At 45.7% G+C, this 18,422-nt stretch carries 18 protein-coding genes and 1 other annotated feature; all 18 genes read left to right on the plus strand.

Going from position 1 to position 18,422, the window contains the following annotated elements; translation table 11 throughout:
* The first annotated feature begins 7 nt into the window (after positions 1 to 7).
* The 18 genes from WBS51_RS00320 to WBS51_RS00405 all read left to right on the plus strand — a co-directional run bounded on the left by WBS51_RS00320 (position 8) and on the right by WBS51_RS00405 (position 18,364).
* A complete protein-coding gene (locus tag WBS51_RS00320; RefSeq protein ID WP_173747260.1) occupies positions 8 to 1,033 on the plus strand; it encodes a sugar kinase in 1,026 nt (341 codons plus the stop codon).
* Positions 1,034 to 1,182: 149 nt separating this feature from the next.
* Positions 1,183 to 2,205, plus strand: coding sequence for a sugar kinase (locus WBS51_RS00325; RefSeq protein ID WP_173747261.1), 1,023 nt, complete (start codon positions 1,183 to 1,185; stop codon positions 2,203 to 2,205).
* A gap of 74 nt (positions 2,206 to 2,279) precedes the next feature.
* Positions 2,280 to 2,534, plus strand: coding sequence for a YlmC/YmxH family sporulation protein (locus tag WBS51_RS00330; protein ID WP_173747262.1), 255 nt, complete (start codon positions 2,280 to 2,282; stop codon positions 2,532 to 2,534).
* A 56-nt stretch (positions 2,535 to 2,590) separates the two neighbouring features.
* Positions 2,591 to 3,700 carry a GntR family transcriptional regulator gene (locus WBS51_RS00335; RefSeq protein ID WP_173747263.1) on the plus strand — a complete coding sequence of 370 codons (1,110 nt, stop codon included), beginning with the start codon at positions 2,591 to 2,593 and terminating at the stop codon, positions 3,698 to 3,700.
* Between the two features lies 1 nt (position 3,701).
* A complete protein-coding gene (locus tag WBS51_RS00340; protein ID WP_173747264.1) occupies positions 3,702 to 4,391 on the plus strand; it encodes an L-ribulose-5-phosphate 4-epimerase in 690 nt (229 codons plus the stop codon).
* A gap of 137 nt (positions 4,392 to 4,528) precedes the next feature.
* Positions 4,529 to 5,308, plus strand: a complete 780-nt coding sequence (locus tag WBS51_RS00345) for a ZIP family metal transporter (protein WP_173747265.1) — start codon at positions 4,529 to 4,531, stop codon at positions 5,306 to 5,308.
* A gap of 112 nt (positions 5,309 to 5,420) precedes the next feature.
* The gene (locus WBS51_RS00350) at positions 5,421 to 5,681 is read left to right on the plus strand and encodes a metal-sensing transcriptional repressor (RefSeq protein WP_173747266.1); all 261 of its coding nucleotides are present in this window, start codon (positions 5,421 to 5,423) and stop codon (positions 5,679 to 5,681) included.
* Between the two features lie 15 nt (positions 5,682 to 5,696).
* Positions 5,697 to 8,240: a heavy metal translocating P-type ATPase gene (locus WBS51_RS00355; protein WP_294459978.1), complete on the plus strand. Its 2,544-nt coding sequence runs from the start codon at positions 5,697 to 5,699 to the stop codon at positions 8,238 to 8,240.
* A 30-nt stretch (positions 8,241 to 8,270) separates the two neighbouring features.
* A complete protein-coding gene (gene ispF, locus WBS51_RS00360) occupies positions 8,271 to 8,804 on the plus strand; it encodes a 2-C-methyl-D-erythritol 2,4-cyclodiphosphate synthase (RefSeq protein ID WP_294460065.1) in 534 nt (177 codons plus the stop codon).
* Between the two features lie 6 nt (positions 8,805 to 8,810).
* Complete coding sequence (locus WBS51_RS00365; RefSeq protein WP_294459982.1) at positions 8,811 to 10,367, plus strand: ABC-F family ATP-binding cassette domain-containing protein; 1,557 nt, start codon at positions 8,811 to 8,813, stop codon at positions 10,365 to 10,367.
* Between the two features lie 170 nt (positions 10,368 to 10,537).
* On the plus strand, positions 10,538 to 11,872 hold the full coding sequence (gdhA, locus tag WBS51_RS00370) for an NADP-specific glutamate dehydrogenase (protein ID WP_173747270.1): 1,335 nt from the start codon (positions 10,538 to 10,540) through the stop codon (positions 11,870 to 11,872).
* Positions 11,873 to 12,048: 176 nt separating this feature from the next.
* The gene (locus WBS51_RS00375; protein ID WP_294459985.1) at positions 12,049 to 13,065 is read left to right on the plus strand and encodes a S66 family peptidase; all 1,017 of its coding nucleotides are present in this window, start codon (positions 12,049 to 12,051) and stop codon (positions 13,063 to 13,065) included.
* Between the two features lie 99 nt (positions 13,066 to 13,164).
* Positions 13,165 to 13,411, plus strand: a binding site (T-box leader).
* Between the two features lie 84 nt (positions 13,412 to 13,495).
* Positions 13,496 to 14,215: a serine O-acetyltransferase EpsC gene (gene epsC, locus WBS51_RS00380; RefSeq protein ID WP_173747272.1), complete on the plus strand. Its 720-nt coding sequence runs from the start codon at positions 13,496 to 13,498 to the stop codon at positions 14,213 to 14,215.
* Positions 14,216 to 14,223: 8 nt separating this feature from the next.
* The gene (gene cysS / locus WBS51_RS00385; protein ID WP_173747273.1) at positions 14,224 to 15,630 is read left to right on the plus strand and encodes a cysteine--tRNA ligase; all 1,407 of its coding nucleotides are present in this window, start codon (positions 14,224 to 14,226) and stop codon (positions 15,628 to 15,630) included.
* Positions 15,615 to 16,058, plus strand: a complete 444-nt coding sequence (locus WBS51_RS00390; RefSeq protein WP_173747274.1) for a Mini-ribonuclease 3 — start codon at positions 15,615 to 15,617, stop codon at positions 16,056 to 16,058. Before cysS ends, WBS51_RS00390 begins: the two co-directional genes overlap by 16 nt.
* The gene (gene rlmB, locus WBS51_RS00395; RefSeq protein WP_173747275.1) at positions 16,048 to 16,797 is read left to right on the plus strand and encodes a 23S rRNA (guanosine(2251)-2'-O)-methyltransferase RlmB; all 750 of its coding nucleotides are present in this window, start codon (positions 16,048 to 16,050) and stop codon (positions 16,795 to 16,797) included. The genes WBS51_RS00390 and rlmB overlap by 11 nt, the downstream gene beginning before the upstream one ends.
* Before the next feature lie 24 nt (positions 16,798 to 16,821).
* Positions 16,822 to 17,415: a sigma-70 family RNA polymerase sigma factor gene (locus WBS51_RS00400; RefSeq protein ID WP_173747276.1), complete on the plus strand. Its 594-nt coding sequence runs from the start codon at positions 16,822 to 16,824 to the stop codon at positions 17,413 to 17,415.
* A 4-nt stretch (positions 17,416 to 17,419) separates the two neighbouring features.
* Positions 17,420 to 18,364, plus strand: coding sequence for a D-2-hydroxyacid dehydrogenase (locus WBS51_RS00405; protein WP_173747277.1), 945 nt, complete (start codon positions 17,420 to 17,422; stop codon positions 18,362 to 18,364).
* The last annotated feature ends 58 nt before the right edge of the window (positions 18,365 to 18,422 follow it).

Consider the following 18,422-nt stretch of genomic DNA (forward strand, 5'->3'; position numbering starts at 1 on the left):
AATACAAATGGCAAAGAAAGTAATTACTTTTGGTGAAATTATGTTGAGACTGGCTCCGGAAGGATACTACCGTTTCGTACAGGCAGAAAACTTCGGCGCAACATACGGCGGAGGAGAAGCAAACGTTGCTGTTTCTTTAGCAAACTACGGATTTGACGCAAAATTCGTTACAAAACTTCCAAAACACGAAATCGGACAGGCTGCTGTAAATTCTTTAAGAAAATACGGCGTTGACACAACAGATATCGTGCGCGGCGGCGACAGAGTAGGTATCTACTTCCTGGAAAAGGGCGCTTCCCAGAGACCTTCCAAAGTTATCTACGACAGAGCAGGTTCTTCTATTGCAACAGCTACAACAGCTGACTTTGACTGGAAGAAAATCTTCGATGGTGCTGACTGGTTCCACTTTACAGGAATTACACCGGCCTTAAATGACGAAGTAGCCAACATCTGTCTGGAAGCTTGTAAAGCTGCAAAAGAAGCAGGACTTACTATTTCCTGTGACTTAAACTACAGAAACAAACTGTGGTCCAAAGAAAAAGCAGGACAGGTTATGGGTGAAATCTGTAAATATGTAGACGTATGTATCGCAAACGAAGAAGACGCAGCTGACGTATTCGGTATCAAAGCAGCAAATACAGACGTTACAACAGGTACTGTAAACCACGAAGGTTACAAAGATGTTGCAAAACAGTTAGCAGACCGTTTCGGATTCCAGAAAGTGGCTATTACACTGCGCGAATCTTTATCTGCAAATGACAACAACTGGTCTGCAATGTTATATGATGGAAATGACTACTACTTCAGCAAAAAATACAAAATGCACATTGTTGACCGTGTAGGCGGCGGAGATTCTTTCGGCGGCGGACTTATCTGTGCATGCTTAAACGGATACGATGCACAGGCTACAATCGAATTTGCAGTAGCAGCATCTTGTCTGAAACATTCTATTGAAGGTGACTTCAACATGGTTTCCATGGACGAAGTTGCAAAACTGGCAGGCGGAGACGGTTCCGGACGTGTTCAGAGATAATTAACTGCATATTTAAAATGAAAAACCCTTATTGCCATTAGGGAACATATTTCATAGAAATGAGGGGCGCCGCATTAAGTTCATAAAATATCTGGCTTAAAGCGGCGCTCTTCGTCTGTAAAAAAGTTAGTTCAGGAGGTAAGCAGAACATGAAAAAGGATTTTGACTTGTTGTCACTGGGGGAAATTTTGCTGCGTCTTTCTCCGCCGAACAATGAGAGAATTGTAAGAGGAGAAACTTTTCAGAAACAGGTGGGAGGAGCGGAATTAAACGTGGTTTCCGGTGTCTCTCTTCTGGGACTGCGCACCGGCATTATTTCCAAGCTGCCGGACAATGCGTTGGGCACATATGCCAAAAACCGTGTGCGTTTCTGTGGTGTCAGTGATGATTATCTGGTTTATGACGAAGACCCAGACGCAAGACTTGGGATTTATTATTATGAAAATGGGGCGTATCCCAGAAAACCCAGTGTCGTATATGACAGGCGTCATGCTTCATTCTGCAAAATTACAGTGGAAGATTTGCCGGAGGATATGTTTGCTTCCACCCGCTGTTTCCACACCAGCGGCATTACGCTGGCTCTTTCCGAAAATACCAGGGAAAATGCAGTGGAGATGATTAAAAAGTTTAAAGAAAACGGCGCAATCATTTCTTTTGACGTCAACTTCAGAGGCAATCTATGGACAGGAGAAGAAGCCAAGGAGTGCATTGAGAAGATTCTGCCTTATGTGGATATTTTCTTCTGCTCAGAGGAGACAGCAAAACTGACCTTTTTAAAGGAAGGTGATTTGCATTCTGTTATGAAGAGTTTTACCCAGGAATACCCCATTTCCATTGTAGCTTCTACCCAGAGAGTGGTGCACAGCCCTAAGGTACATACCTTTGGCTCTGTGATTTATAATGCAAAAGAGGACAAGTTTTACGAAGAGGAACCGTACCACAACATTGAAGTGGTAGACCGTATCGGCAGCGGAGACGCTTATATTTCCGGCGCGCTGTACGGACTTCTGGCTCATGATTTTGACTGCCAGAGAGCGCTGGAATACGGAAATGCTACCAGTGCAGTGAAAAATACCATTCCGGGAGATTTGCCTTCCTGTGGATTAAATGAAATTGACCGTATTATTAAGAATCACAAAAATACAGGGATTCAGTCGGAAATGGACCGCTGATTTCTTTTTTGTGTGTTGGAAAGCCCTCTGTATTCATAGGATACATTAAGACCGTGAATACAGGGGGATTTTTTATGCGTGTCTGTGAATTAAAGCAAAAAGAAGTGATTAACATCTGTACCTGCAAGAGTCTGGGATGTCCGCTGGATGTGGAATTTGACTGCCGCACGGGACAGATACAAATGCTTATTGTGCCGGTGCAGGGGAAGATGTGCGGCCTCTTTGGCTCCGTCAGTGAATATGTGATTCCCTTTTCCTGTATCCGCCAGATAGGGGAGGACATTATTCTGGTGGAAATACAGGAGGAAAAGTTTTTGAGAAAAGAGTAAGAACAACTTGTGAATACGTGCGTACAAGTTGTACAATAGGAAAAAAGGAGGAAACTATGACACAGGAAAACGGCAAGACAAAATACTATGTCCTTATGGAAGAATTGAAGTCCTCCATTTTAAGCGGAAAGGTCAAAGCGGGAGAGAAGCTGCCTTCGGAAAATGAACTGTCCCAAAAGTATCATATCAGCAGACATACGGTGCGTAAGGCTTTGTCCATTCTCATACAGGAAGGGTATATTGTGGCGGAACACGGCAGAGGAACTTTTTGTTCGGAACGTATGTGTCATCTGCGGAAATCCGGCAATATTGCGGTGATTACCACCTATATTTCAGATTACATTTTTCCCAGACTGATTCAGGGTATGGATAAGGTCATGACGGAAAATGGGTACAGCATTATTCTGAAAAATACGGCCAACAGCAGGACAAGGGAAGCCAGAGTGCTGGAAGAAATTCTCTCTAAGGACATTGACGGACTGATTATTGAACCCAGCAAAAGCCAGATATTGTGCCGACATATGAATCTGTACGGGCTTTTGGAAGAGTATCATATTCCCTATGTGTTTATTCAGGGCGTATATCCCCAGATGCAGGAGAAGCCTCATATTCTCATGGATGACTGCCAGGGCGGATATCTGGTGACAAAATATCTGCTGGACATGGGGCATGAGAATCTGATAGGGATTTTTAAGGCCGATGATTTCCAGGGGAAAGAGCGGCACAAAGGGTATGTCAAAGCTTTGCAGGAAGCAGGATTTGTCTATGACCCGGACCGGGTGGTATGGTTTCACACGGAAGACCGGAAGAGCAAACCGGCTCTGATGGCCGGACAGCTTTTGGAACAGGGGATGTATATTGACGGAATTGTGTGCTACAATGACCAGATTGCCACAGATGTGATTGGCGGGCTGGAAGAAATGGGGAAAAAGGTGCCGGAGGATATTTCTGTCACGGGGTACGATAATTCCCTGATGTCAGCAGGCAGCCTTTGCCTTACCACCATTGCCCATCCACAGGAAAAGCTGGGAGAAATGGCGGCAGAGCTGCTTCTGGAGAAAATTCGGGAAGTGCCGGAGGAGAAAAGCCAGATTCCCAGGCTGATTCAGCCGGAACTGATACCGGGAAATTCCGTAAAAGACAGGAGAAAACAGGAGGAAAAATAAGATGTTAGAAGAATTGAAAAAAGCGGTTTACGAAGCCAATATGCTGTTGCCGAAATATGGTCTGGTAACGTTTACCTGGGGGAATGTCAGCCAGATTGACCGGGAGACAGGATACTTTGCTATTAAGCCAAGCGGTGTGGACTATGACAAGCTGACACCGGAGGATATGGTGATTATGGATTTGGAGGGAAATAAGATTGAAGGAAGATACAATCCTTCCTCAGATACGCCCACACACCTGGAACTTTACAAGGCCTTTCCAAAGATTGGCGGCATTGTACATACCCATTCTTCCTGGGCAACCAGCTGGGCTCAGGCCGGAAGAGGAATTCCCTGCTACGGAACTACCCATGCAGACTATATGTACGGAGAGATTCCCTGTGTGCGCTGCTTGACGAAGGAAGAAATCGAAGGGGCTTATGAGAAAAATACAGGACTGCTCATTGCAGAGTATTTTAAAAATAAGGATTATGAGGCAGTTCCGGCCGTATTGTGCAAAAACCACGGTCCCTTTACCTGGGGAAAAGACGGACACGAAGCCGTGCACAATGCAGTGGTACTGGAAGAGGTGGCGAAGATGGCTGCCAGATGTGAGCAGATAAACCCACGGGTGCAGCCAGCGCCCCAGGAATTACAGGATAAGCATTATTATAGGAAACATGGGGAAAATGCTTATTATGGGCAGAAATAAAAAAGGTATATCCATTTTTTGAAAGAAAGCACTTAAGGCGACTTGGGTGTTTTCTTTTTACATAAGAAGAAAATGGATAAAAACAGTGCAAATTCTAAAAAACTATGATAAGATAGAAACAATCAAAGGAGGTATCTATGGAACTTTTTGCAGGTATTATGATTCCTTTTGCAGGTACGGCTTTGGGAGCCGCCTGTGTGTTCTTTTTAAAGCATGAAATGAAACCTCTGGTGCAGAGAAGTCTTCTGGGCTTTGCGTCCGGGGTTATGGTGGCAGCGGCTGTGTGGTCCCTCTTGATTCCGGCTATGGATATGTCCGAAGCTATGGGGAAATTTGCCTTTATCCCCGGGGCTGTGGGATTTTTGCTGGGAATTTTGTTTCTCTTGGGGATGGACAAACTGATTCCTCACTTACACATAGGAGCCAGTCAGCCGGAGGGAAAGAAGAGCAGCCTGAAGAAAACCACCATGCTGGTATTGGCGGTGACTCTGCACAATATCCCCGAAGGGATGGCTGTAGGTGTGGTTTTTGCCGGTATGCTGGCAGAAAATACAGAAATTACCCTGGCGGGAGCCATGGCTCTGTCCGTGGGAATCGCTATCCAAAACTTTCCGGAGGGGGCCATTATATCCTTGCCGCTTCGGAGTGAAAAAGGTATGGGAAAGGGGAAAGCATTTCTCTACGGGGCGCTTTCCGGTGCGGTGGAGCCTTTAGGGGCTTTTCTCACCGTGCTTCTGTTTCGTTTTGTGCAGCCGGTGCTGCCGTATCTGCTGGCTTTTGCCGCAGGCGCCATGATTTATGTGGTGGTGGAAGAACTGATACCGGAAGCCAGCCAGGGCGAACACAGCAATATCGGAACCATTGGGTTTGCGGCAGGCTTTGTATTGATGATGATATTGGATGTGGCATTGGGATAAGATATTTTTGAGAATTCGGAAACGGGAGAAAAGGGGTTGCTTTTCTCCCGTTTTTATGCTACACTGTTTTCGTCAAGATTAATACCCCACGGGGGTGTAGGGAGGAAAAGAGATGCAGGCAGATAAAGCGAAGATAAACAGACTTTTAAAAACAGCCAGAGGACAAATAGACGGTATACTCAAGATGGTGGAGGAAGACCGTTACTGTATGGACATTTCACATCAGCTTATGGCTACAGAAGCCATTTTAAATAAGGCAAACAAGGAGATTCTCACAGCCCATTTAAAGAGCTGTGTTACCAATGCCAAGACAGACGAGGAGAGGGAGGAAAAGGTAGACGAACTGGTGACGATGCTGGGGAAAATCATGTAGAGAGGAAGTGTGAAGATGAAGGAAAAATTTGATGTGACAGGCATGACCTGTTCGGCCTGCTCTTCCAGGGTGGAAAAGTGCGTCCGCAAGCTGGAAGGGGTGAAAGAGGTCAGTGTCAATCTTCTGACTAACAGTATGCAGGTGGAATATGACGATGAAATTCTGAAGGAACAGGGAATTATAGAGGCAGTTGTACATGCCGGATACGGTGCGTCTCCGGCAGCAGGCTCGTCGGAAACAAGAGGAAAGGCACAAAACGCAGAAGTGAAAAGAGCCAATCCCGTCCAGGAACATTTGATGGAGATGAAGAAGAGAACAATCTGGTCATTTGTATTTCTGATTCCCCTGATGTATGTGTCTATGGGACATATGGCAGGTCTGCCTTTGCCAGTCGTTCTTTCGGGAACGGAAAATGCGGTAGCCTTTGCGTTTACGCAGTTTCTGCTGTGTCTGCCTGTATTGTACATGAACCGGGCCTATTTCAGCAAGGGCTTCAGTACACTGCTTCACGGTGCGCCCAACATGGATACTCTGATTGCAGTGGGCTCCGGTGCATCGCTGATTTATGGAATTTTTGCCATTTACCGCATGGGCTATGGATTGGGAGTACAGAATTTTGAACTGGTGAATCAATATCGTCATGATTTGTATTTTGAATCTTCGGTGATGATTCTGGCATTGATTAATATAGGGAAGTATCTGGAAGCACGTTCTAAGGGGAAGACGGGAGACGCCTTAAAAAAACTGCTGGATTTGGCACCAAAGACAGCGCTTGCAGAGCGCAACGGTGTGGTCACAGAGATTCCGGCACAGGAGATACTGCCGGGGGATATTCTGCATGTAAAACCGGGAAAAAGTGTGCCGGCGGATGGGGTGATTCTGGAAGGAAGCACCAGTGTAGACGAGGCCGCGATTACGGGAGAGAGCATTCCTGTATTTAAAGCAGCAGGCGACCGGGTCATTGCAGCTACCATGAATAAAACCGGATTTTTCAAAATGAAGGCAGACAAAACAGGGGACGATACGGTATTTTCCCGGATTATCCGGCTGGTGGAGGAGGCCAGCGCCAGCAAGGCTCCTATTGCCAGAATGGCAGATAAGATTGCAGGCATTTTTGTTCCGGTGGTTATGGGAATTGCACTGGTTACCGTTGCAGTGTGGCTGCTTCTTGGTGCAGGTTTTGAATTTGCGCTTTCCTGCGGCATTGCAGTGCTGGTGATTTCCTGCCCCTGCGCTTTGGGACTGGCTACACCGGTTGCCATTATGGTAGGCACCGGAAAGGGGGCAGAAAACGGCATATTGATTAAGTCCGGAGAAGCCCTGGAAGTGGCGCACAACATTCAGAGCGTGGTACTGGACAAGACGGGAACCATTACCCAGGGAAAACCTGTGGTTACGGATATCTATCCGGTGCATACAAGCCCGCAAAAGCTGTTGGAAATTGCGGGGGCTTTGGAAATGAAAAGCGAGCACCCTTTGGCAGAAGCCATTCTGGCAAAGGTAAAAGAAGAAAATACAGCTTTGCCGGAGACAGAAAATTTTCTGGCAGTAACGGGAAAAGGCGTGCAGGCCGTTATAGAAGGACAAACCTACTATGCAGGGAATAGCAAGCTGATGGAAGAGCATCATATAGACTGCAGGGAAATACAGCCGCTCATGGAAAAACTGGCAGAAGATGGCAAAACACCGCTGATTTTTGCTGATGAAAAGCAGGTGCTGGGCATTATCGGAGCCGCAGATGTGGTAAAACCAACCAGTGCACAGGCTGTAAAAGAGTTGAAAAAACTGGGGATTCGGGTTATTATGCTTACAGGGGATAATGCCAGAACGGCAAAGGCCATTCAGAAACAGCTGGAGATTGATAACGTTATTGCAGAGGTACTGCCCCAGGATAAAGAAAGAGAAGTGGCAAATATCCAGAAATCCGGACAGGTGGTGGCAATGGTAGGAGACGGCATCAACGATGCGCCTGCCCTTGCCAGAGCAGATGTGGGCATTGCCATTGGCGCAGGAACAGACGTAGCCATTGAGAGTGCAGATATTGTGCTGATGAAAAATGATTTGCTGGATGTGGTGACGGCCATCCGTCTGAGTAAGGCCGTTATCCGCAATATTAAGCAGAATCTGTTTTGGGCCTTTTTCTATAATACCTGCGGAATTCCCCTGGCGGCAGGTCTGCTCTATCCCATGTTTGGATTAAAATTAAGCCCCATGTTTGGAGCGGCAGCCATGAGTCTCAGCAGTCTGTTTGTTGTATCCAATGCCCTGAGGCTGCGGTATTTCCAGGCTTTGAAAGCGCCGCAGAGAATAGAAGAAAATGCCGCACAGGCGGTTGAAGATAAGGAGGAAAAAATGATGTATAAGATGAAAATTGAAGGAATGATGTGTCAGCACTGCCAGGCAGCAGTGACCAAGGCTTTAAATGCACTGGAAGGCGTAAAGGCAGAGGTGAATCTGGAGAAAAAAGAGGCTTATGTGGAAGCAGAAGCTCATGTAACAAAAGAAGAATTGACAAAAGCAGTGGAAGAGGCAGGTTACGAAGTAATTTCTGTGGAATAAGAGAAAGGATTTGGGAAAGGGAAAATTATGATTCGAGTAGGAATGGGATATGATGTTCATAAACTTACTGAGGGCAGAGACCTGATTCTGGGCGGAGTGAACATTCCATGGGAAAAGGGACTTCTGGGACACTCTGACGCAGATGTGGTGGTACATGCCATTATGGACGCCCTGTTGGGAGCTGCGGCCCTTCGTGATATCGGAAGGCATTTTCCGGATACAGACCCTCAGTATAAAGGGATTTCCAGCATCAAACTTTTACAGTATGTAGGCAAACTGCTGGAAGAAAATATGTATGTGATTAATAATATTGACGCCACCATTATAGCGCAGAAACCCAAGCTTCTGCCCTATATAGACACTATGATTGCCAATGTGGCTCAGGCGCTGCATATCAGCGAAAATCAGGTGAATATCAAAGCAACTACGGAGGAGGGGCTGGGCTTTACGGGAAGCCAGGAAGGGATATCCGCCCAGGCTGTCTGCGCTCTGACTCATGTGCAGGATTTGATGGGAGATGACAGAATACAAGGAGGCTGCGGCAGATGCTGCGGCAGGGAGTAAAAGAAAATGAGTATTTTAAACGTGCAGAATTTATCCCACGGCTTTGGTGACCGTGCTATTTTCCAGGATGTTTCTTTCCGCTTATTAAAAGGAGAGCACATTGGACTGGTAGGGGCCAATGGCGAGGGGAAATCTACCTTTATGAATATTATTACAGGAAAACTCATGCCTGATGAAGGCAAAATCCAGTGGGCGAAAAATGTGCGGGTGGGTTATCTGGACCAGCATACCGTACTGGAAAAAGGGATGACAATCCGCGACGTATTGAAATCCGCTTTTGCCTGGCTCTTTGAACTGGAAGAGCAGATGAATGGAATTTGCGATAAGATGGGAGAGGCTTCCGAAGAGGAACTGACGAAAATGATGGAAGAACTGGGAACCATACAGGACCTGCTCACCATGCATGATTTCTATATTATTGACAGTAAAGTGGAAGAAGTGGGACGGGCACTTGGTTTAACAGCCATTGGTCTGGATAAAGATGTGACGGATTTAAGCGGAGGTCAGAGAACAAAGATTCTTCTGGGAAAACTGCTTTTGGAAAAACCGGATATTCTGCTTTTGGACGAGCCCACCAACTATTTGGATGTAGAGCACATTGAATGGCTGAAACGCTATCTGCAGGAATATGAGAATGCGTTTGTTCTTATTTCTCATGATATTCCGTTTTTAAACAGTGTGGTAAACCTGATTTACCATATGGATAATCAGGAGTTAAACCGGTATGTGGGAGACTATGACCACTTCCAGGAGGTTTATGCAGTGAAAAAGGCACAGCTTGAAGCTGCCTACAACCGCCAGCAGCAGGAAATCAGTGAACTCAAGGACTTTGTGGCAAGAAATAAAGCCCGGGTGGCAACCAGGAATATGGCTATGTCCAGACAGAAAAAGCTGGATAAAATGGATGTTATTGAACTGGCAAAGGAAAAACCAAAGCCGGAATTTCATTTTAAGACAGCCAGAACACCCAGCCGTTTTGTGGTGGAAACAGAGGATTTGGTGATTGGATATGATGAGCCTCTTTCCCAACCTTTGAATCTACGGGTAGAAAGAGGGGATAAAATCGTACTTACCGGGTCCAATGGTATCGGAAAAACCACTCTTTTGAAAAGTATTCTGGGCTTGATTCCGGCGCTTTCCGGGAAGGTACAGTTGGGTGATTATCTGGAAATCGGATACTTCGAACAGGAAATGCCAAAAGGAAATAAAAACACCTGTATTCAGGAAATATGGGATGTGTTCCCTTCCTATACCCAGTACGAAGTGCGGGCGGCCCTGGCAAAATGCGGACTTACCACAAAGCACATCGAAAGCCTGGTGAGGGTGTTAAGCGGTGGAGAGCAGGCAAAGGTACGGCTTTGTAAAATTATGAACCGGGAGAGCAATGTGCTGATTTTGGACGAGCCCACGAATCATTTGGATGTGGAGGCCAAGGACGAATTAAAGAGGGCGTTGAAAGAGTACAAGGGGACCATTCTTATGGTGTGCCATGAACCGGAATTTTACGAAGGGCTTGCCACAGACGTGTGGGACTGTTCTTCCTGGACCACCAGGATACAGTAGTAAATGAAACACATATAGAGAAAAGTTTCAATTACATTTTATAAAATTGTGGAATATAAGATATAATTAAAAAATATGCAGGAAATGAAAAATAAACTTGCAAAATTAAGAATATGGATTTATAATACAAACCATAATAAATACAATATCTTTTAACAGGAGGAACGGTCATGTCATATGTAGACGAGGTTATTGAATTAGTAGTAAAGAAAAATCCAGGAGAACCGGAATTTCATCAGGCGGTGAAAGAGGTTCTGGATTCTTTAAGACCGGTTGTAGAAGCCAATGAAGAAAAATACCGTAAAGAGGCTCTTTTAGAGCGTCTGGTAGAACCGGAAAGAGTTATTATGTTCCGCGTTCCGTGGGTAGATGACAAGGGAAATGTACAGGTAAACAAAGGATACCGCGTACAGTTCAACAGCGCTATCGGACCTTACAAGGGCGGTTTGAGATTCCATCCGTCTGTATACCTTGGAATTATTAAATTCCTTGGCTTTGAACAAATTTTCAAAAACTCTTTGACAGGTCTTCCTATCGGCGGCGGCAAAGGCGGTTGTGATTTTGACCCGAAAGGCAAATCGGACAGAGAAGTGATGGCTTTCTGCCAGAGCTTTATGACAGAACTGTATCGTCACATTGGCGCTGACACAGACGTACCTGCAGGAGATATTGGTGTAGGAGGAAGAGAAATCGGCTATCTGTTTGGTCAGTACAAGAGAATCCGCGATTCCTATGAAGGCGTGCTGACAGGAAAAGGTCTGACTTACGGCGGTTCTTTAGTAAGAACACAGGCTACAGGCTACGGACTTCTGTATCTGACAGAGGAATTGTTAAAAATCAACGGAAAAGAACTGGCAGGAAAGACCGTTGTTGTCTCCGGTGCCGGAAACGTAGCTACTTATGCTATCGAAAAAGCATACCAGTTAGGTGCAAAGCCAGTAACCTGCTCTGATTCCACAGGCTGGGTATACGATCCGGACGGCATTGACGTGGCAGCATTAAAAGATATCAAAGAAGTGAAACGCGCACGTCTGACAGAATATACAAAATACAGACCGAATGCAGAATACCACGAAGGCAAAGGCGTATGGAGCGTAAAATGTGATGTGGCTCTTCCATGTGCAACACAGAATGAACTGGATTTGGAAGATGCGAAGACACTGGTAGCAAATGGCTGTTTCGCAGTTGCAGAAGGCGCTAATATGCCAACTACTCTGGAAGCGACAAAATATCTTCAGGAAAACGGCATTATCTTTGCACCAGGTAAGGCTGCAAACGCAGGCGGTGTGGCAACCTCCGCACTGGAAATGTCTCAGAACAGCGAGCGTTTGAGCTGGAGCTTTGAAGAAGTAGATGCCAAATTGCAGGGCATTATGGTAAATATCTGCCATAACATGGCAGACGCTGCCAAGAAATATGGTTTTGAAGGCAATTACGTAGTAGGCGCAAATGCAGCAGGCTTTGAAAAAGTTGCAGAAGCTATGATTGCACAGGGCGTTTGCTAATCCATAGATTGATAGAACATAACTCCGCATAGAAACACCCCGGTTGGGAGAAACACCTCCTGGCCGGGGTGTTTCGTTGTTTTTAGGAAGGGGTTGAAAAATAAAAACAGAAGATTCATAGAAATTTCATTTCCTGTATGTTAAAATGGGAAAAATGATTTACAAGGAGTGAGTATATGAAACCAACAGAAAACATGACTCCGCTTACCATAGGCGTATTCTCTTCCTCTTCTCCCATATCGGCTTCCACACCGGTTCGATACGAAAGAGGAAAGGCTTATTTACAAAAGAAAGGATTTCGGGTTTTAGACGGAAGTTTATACGGAAAAAGTGATTTCTACCGCTCCGGGACAATCCGGGAGAGGGCAGAGGAGTTTAATCAGCTTTTGTATCGGGAAGAAGTGGAGATAGTAATGGCGGCTATCGGAGGAAATAACACGAACTCCATTTTGCCTTATATAGATTATGCATACTTAAAGAAACACCCGAAGATTATCATCGGGTATTCAGATACAACAGCACTTCTTCTGGCTATTTATGAAAAGACAGGTCTGCCGGTATTCTATGGTCCCGCGTTGGCCTCTTCTTTCGGTGAATTTCCGCCCTTTGTGGACTGGACATATGAGCAATTTGAAACGATGCTCCAGGGATACGGAAATCTGCCGTATACCTTTCCTGTTCCCCAATACTGGACAGACGAATTTATAGACTGGAGCAGTCAGGACAGGGGAAAGGAACCGAGAAAAAACCAGTGGATTTGCGTGAGACCCGGCAGGGCAAAGGGCAGACTGATAGGTGGTAATCTGAATACCATGGAGGGCTTTTTCGGAACAGACTATATGCCGGAAATCCGAAAAGGGGATATTCTGTTTATGGAGGATTCCTTAAAAGATGCCTGCACCATAGAACGCTCGTTTTCCCTTTTAAAACTGGCAGGTGTATTTGACCGAGTCAGCGGCGTCATTTTGGGAAAACATGAAAAGTTTGATGATAACGGGACGGGCAGAAAACCTTATGAAATTCTGCTGGAAGTCATGGGAGAAAGTGAAATTCCTATACTGGCAGAGTTTGACTGCTGTCATACACATCCCATGCTTACCCTGCCTATTGGATGCGAGGTCTCCCTGGATGCAGAAGAAAAGACCGTGGTTCTTCTGGAAAATCCATTGGAGAAAATAGAGTGCAGCAGGTAAAAAGGATATTTGGAAAGACAAGAGGAAACAAAGAATGTTGAAAATCAGAAAAGAAACATTGACAAATCACTCATTTATGAATAAACTAAAGAAAGACAGAAAAAGGCTTGGAACGAAAAGAGTACGGAACTCTTCTTTTTCAGAGAGAGGCGGTCATCGGCTGTAAGCTGCCTTAAAAGAATTTTCGGAAAGTGCATTCGGGAGCTGATTCGGTGAATGTCTGCAGACTCTTCTAAAGGGGAGACAGGCACAGCCGGGTACGCAGGTCTGCGTTATGGACAAAGGAGTGGCAGACAGAAATTTTGTCTTCAAATAGAGTGGAACCGCGGAGTATTTCGCCTCTATACCGTAACAATACGGTATGGGGGCTTTTCTTTTTGGCAGCAGGAAGAAAACGGCTTTGCGGTGAATCATGGAAAGGAAGTGCAACATGGGATTTATTGGACGTATCAAGGAGGAATTTCAGGTAATTCAGGAAAGAGACCCTGCCATTAAGACGCCGCTGGAAGTTTTACTGTATCCCAGTTTTCGTGTTATGATACAATACAGAAAGGCACACAGACTGTATGAGAAGGGACATTATTTTCTGGCCAGATGGATTTCCCAGAGAGCGGCCAGAAAAACAGGTATTGAAATTCATCCGGGGGCTAAAATAGGAAAAGGACTGTTTATTGACCACGGTGCAGGGGTGATTATCGGCGAGACTACAGTAATTGGCGATAATGTGACCCTGTATCAGGGTGTGACCTTAGGAGGTACCGGGAAAGAAACCGGAAAACGTCATCCGACTCTGCGGGACAATGTAATGGTCAGCGCAGGCGCCAAGATTCTGGGTTCGTTTACCATTGGAGAAAACTCCAAAATAGGGGCAGGAAGTGTGGTACTGGAGGAAGTGCCTCCCAACTGCACGGTAGTAGGAGTGCCGGGACGCGTGGTGCGAAAAGAAAATCAGAAGGTGCCAAGAGTGGATATGGATCAGGTACATTTGCCTGACCCAACCCTGGAGGATATTCATTATCTCCAGCGTGAAAACGAACGCCTCCGTTCAGAACTTCAGAAAATGAGCTATGAGATGAAAGATATGCAGGAAAGAGAAGCAAAATGCCGCAGGGCAAGAGAACTGGCAGAGCAAAAAAGAGAAAAGGAGTAACAAAAATTATGAAGATTTACAACACACTGACAAAGAGAAAAGAAGAATTTGTTCCCTTACAGGAGGGAAAAGTAAGCATGTATGTCTGCGGACCTACGGTTTACAACTTTATCCACATTGGAAATGCAAGACCTATGATTGTATTTGACACGGTGCGCCGTTATATGGAATACAAGGGCTATGATGTGAACTACGTTTCCAATTTTACAGACGTGGATGATAAAATCATTGCAAAAGCTGTCGAAGAAGGCGTAAGTGCAGAGGAGATTTCCACCCGTTATATTAAAGAGTGCAAAAAAGATATGGCGGATATGAATGTCAAACCAGCCACGACACATCCCCTGGCTACCCAGGAAATCCAGGGTATGATTGAAATGATTCAGACACTCATAGACAAGGGCTTTGCCTATGAAGTCAACGGAACCGTTTATTTCCGGGTGAAAAACTTTGAGGAATACGGCAAGCTGTCTCACAAGAATCTGGAAGATTTGCAGTCCGGCTTCCGTTCTCTGCAGGTGTCCGGAGAAGACCAGAAGGAAGACCCGCTGGATTTCGTACTCTGGAAACCGAAAAAAGAGGGAGAACCTTTCTGGGTATCTCCATGGAGTGAGGGACGTCCGGGATGGCATATTGAGTGCTCCGTCATGTCCAAGAAATATCTGGGCGAGGAAATTGATATCCATGCAGGGGGAGAAGATTTGGTATTCCCTCACCACGAAAATGAAATTGCACAGTCCGAATGCTGCAATGGAAAACAGTTTGCAAGATACTGGATGCACAATGCATTCCTGAACATTGACAATAAGAAAATGTCCAAATCTCTGGGCAACTTCTTTACCGTAAGGGAAATCGGGGAAAAATATGATTTGCAGGTACTGCGTTTCTTCATGCTGAACGCGCATTACAGAAGCCCGCTGAATTTCAGTGCAGAGCTTATGGAATCCTCTAAAAATGCTCTGGACAGAATTATTACCTGTGTAGAGCAGCTGAAACATCTTCTGGAAACAGCGCCTCAGGGAGAAAAAACTGAGAAAGAAAAAGAACTGGAAGCAGAAATTCAGGGCTATGTGAAAAAATACGAAGAGTCCATGGAAGATGATTTCAATACGGCGGATGCCATTGCAGCCATCTTTGAATTGGTAAAATTTTCCAATACCCAGACAAGTGGGGAAAGCACCGGGGAATTTGTAAAGGAACTGTTGGATACTATCGTGCATTTAAGCGATGTGCTGGGGCTTCTGGTAAACAAAGAGGCGGAAGTATTAGACGAAGATATTGAGAGATTAATCGAAGAACGCCAGACAGCCAGAAAAGAGAAGAACTTCAAGCGTGCAGATGAAATCCGCGATCAGTTGGCAGATATGGGCATTATTTTAAAGGATACAAGAGAGGGCGTACAATGGAAGCGGGCTTAAGTTATATAAAGGAACTGTTTCAGCTGGAGGATACGGACATCCGGACGTATTCTCCCCTGACCCTGGCGTATATCGGAGACGCCATTTACGAACTGGTTATCCGCACCATTTTAGTGGAAAAAGGGAATACACAGGTGAACAAGCTGAATCAGCGAGCCAATCGCCTGGTGAAAGCTTCGGCCCAGTCAGAAATGATTGAAAAGCTGAAGCCACATCTTACAGAAGAGGAGATGGCAGTCTTTAAACGGGGACGCAATGCCAAATCCTATACCATGGCAAAGAATGCCACCATGTCGGATTATCGTCGTGCCACAGGATTTGAAGCCCTTATGGGATATCTGTATCTGACGGAACAGTGGGAGCGGATGTTGGAACTGATAAAGCTGGGAATGACAGAAGAAACAAAAGGAGAGACAGATGGAGAATAAATTCCAGGAAACTAAAATAGAGGGACGGAATGCAGTGCTGGAAGCTTTTCGTTCGGGAAAATCCGTGGACAAACTTTTTGTGCTGGAAAAATGTGAGGACGGTCCTGTCCGTACCATTTTAAGAGAAGCCAAAAAGCATGACACCATGGTGAAATTTGTGAAGAAGGAACGTCTGGAGCAGATGTCGGAAACCGGCATGCACCAGGGCGTGATTGCCATGACGGCTGCTTATAACTACGCGGAAGTGGAGGATATACTGGAAGTGGCAAGAGAAAAAGGAGAACCGCCTTTTTTGATTCTGCTGGATAATATCGAAGATCCCCACAATCTGGGCGCCATTATCCGTACCGCCAATCTGGCCGGGGCACATGGGGTGATTATCCCGAAAAACAGAGCGGTGGGACTGACTGCTACGGTAGCCAGAACCTCTGCAGGAGCGCTGAATTATACACCCGTGGCAAAGGTGACGAATATGGCAAGAACCATTGAACAGCTGAAAAAAGAAGGCATGTGGTTTGTATGCGCGGATATGGGCGGCACCACCATGTATGATCTGGATTTGAAAGGTCCTATGGGACTGGTTATCGGCAATGAGGGAGACGGAGTTTCCAAACTGGTAAGGGAAAAATGTGATTTTATTGCATCCATTCCCATGAAGGGAGATATTGATTCCCTGAATGCGTCTGTGGCAGCCGGAGTGCTGGCCTTTGAAATTGTGCGCCAGAGAATGGGGCGGTAAGGATAGAAGATACAGGTTCTGAACATGAAAAATTATGAAGCATTATCAGATGAACAGTTGATTGAGCTTTTGCGAAAAGGGGAAAGCGGACCGGAAGAGTATCTGGTGAAAAAATATAAAGGCATGGTGCTGAAAAAGGCCCATGCCATGTTCCTTATCGGCGGAGAGCAGGAGGATTTGATTCAGGAGGGCATGTTGGGGCTTTTTAAAGCGGTGCAGGGGTATCAGCCCGGAAAGAATGCGTCTTTCTCTACGTTTGCCAATCTGTGCGTGGAGCGTCAGATGGGCAAGGCCATTGAGATTTCCGGAAGACAGAAGCACAGGCCTTTAAATACCTATATTTCCTTGAGTCAGGAGGACGGACCTCTGATGAATACAGAGGATACCATACAGCTGAACCCGGAGGAGATTGTCATCGGCAGGGAAAATGCAGATAATCTGTCAAAGAGGATTCAGAAGGTATTAAGTCCTTTTGAAAACCAGGTGCTGGATTTGTATCTGCAGGGGATGGACTATCGGAAAATTGCAGAAAGAATAGGGAAACCGGCAAAATCTGTGGACAATGCCCTGCAGAGAATTCGCAGTAAAATCCATGGGATGAAAGAGCATCAGAGGTGAAAAAATGGAGAAAAAAAGAATCTTAACGGTGATTCCATTTACAGAGAATCAAAAGAAACGCCTGGAAGAGGCAGCAGCCGGGGCAGAACTTTGCTTTCGGGATTTGCAGTCCATAACTGCAGAAGAGGTAAAGAGAGCAGAAATTATACTGGGCAATGTGCCGGCAGAGATGGTAAAAGAGGCAGAGCGTCTGGAGTGGCTGCATTTGAATTCGGCAGGCTTTGACGATTATGTAAAAGAGGGGATATTAAGAGAGAAAACTCTTTTGACCAACAGCAGCGGTGCTTATGGAAAAGCGGTTTCTGAGCATATGTTTGCAATGCTTCTGGCTATGCAGAAAAAACTGCATTTATATCGTGACCTGCAAAGACAGCATATGTGGGGAGATGAGGGAGAAGTGACCTCCATTGCGGATTCTGTGATTCTGGTGTTGGAAACCGGAGATATTGGTCTGCATTTCGCAGAGCTTGCCCATGCCCTGGGGGCTTATGTGATAGGTGTGAAACGAACTTTGGCCCCCTGTCCGGATTGTATGGACGAACTGCATGTTATGAGCGAGCTGGACGAACTGCTGCAGAGGGCTGATTCGGTAGTTTCTTTCCTGCCCAGTACACAGGAGACAAGAGGCTTGTTTGGCAAAAAGCGGTTTGCGCTTATGAAAGAGGGAAGCTTTTTCTTAAACGGCGGAAGAGGAGATCTGATCTGTACAGAGGATTTGTGTGATGTACTGGAATCTGGTCACCTGGCGGGCGCAGCTCTTGATGTCACAAGTCCGGAGCCCCTTCCGAAAGAACACAGGATATGGGATATTCCAACTGCGTTTATAACACCTCATATTTCCGGCTCTTATCATTTGCCGGAAACCCTGAGAAATGTGGTATCTATTGCTGTAGAAAATGTAAGACGGTATATGGCAGGGGAAGAGTTGAAAAATTTAGTGAAAAAATAGAAGAAAAAGGTTGACAGGCGCATAACTTTTTGGTATAGTCTATAACTGTGGTAAGCAC

Source organism: Blautia acetica (genome assembly GCF_038739805.1).
Lineage (GTDB): Bacteria > Bacillota > Clostridia > Lachnospirales > Lachnospiraceae > Blautia.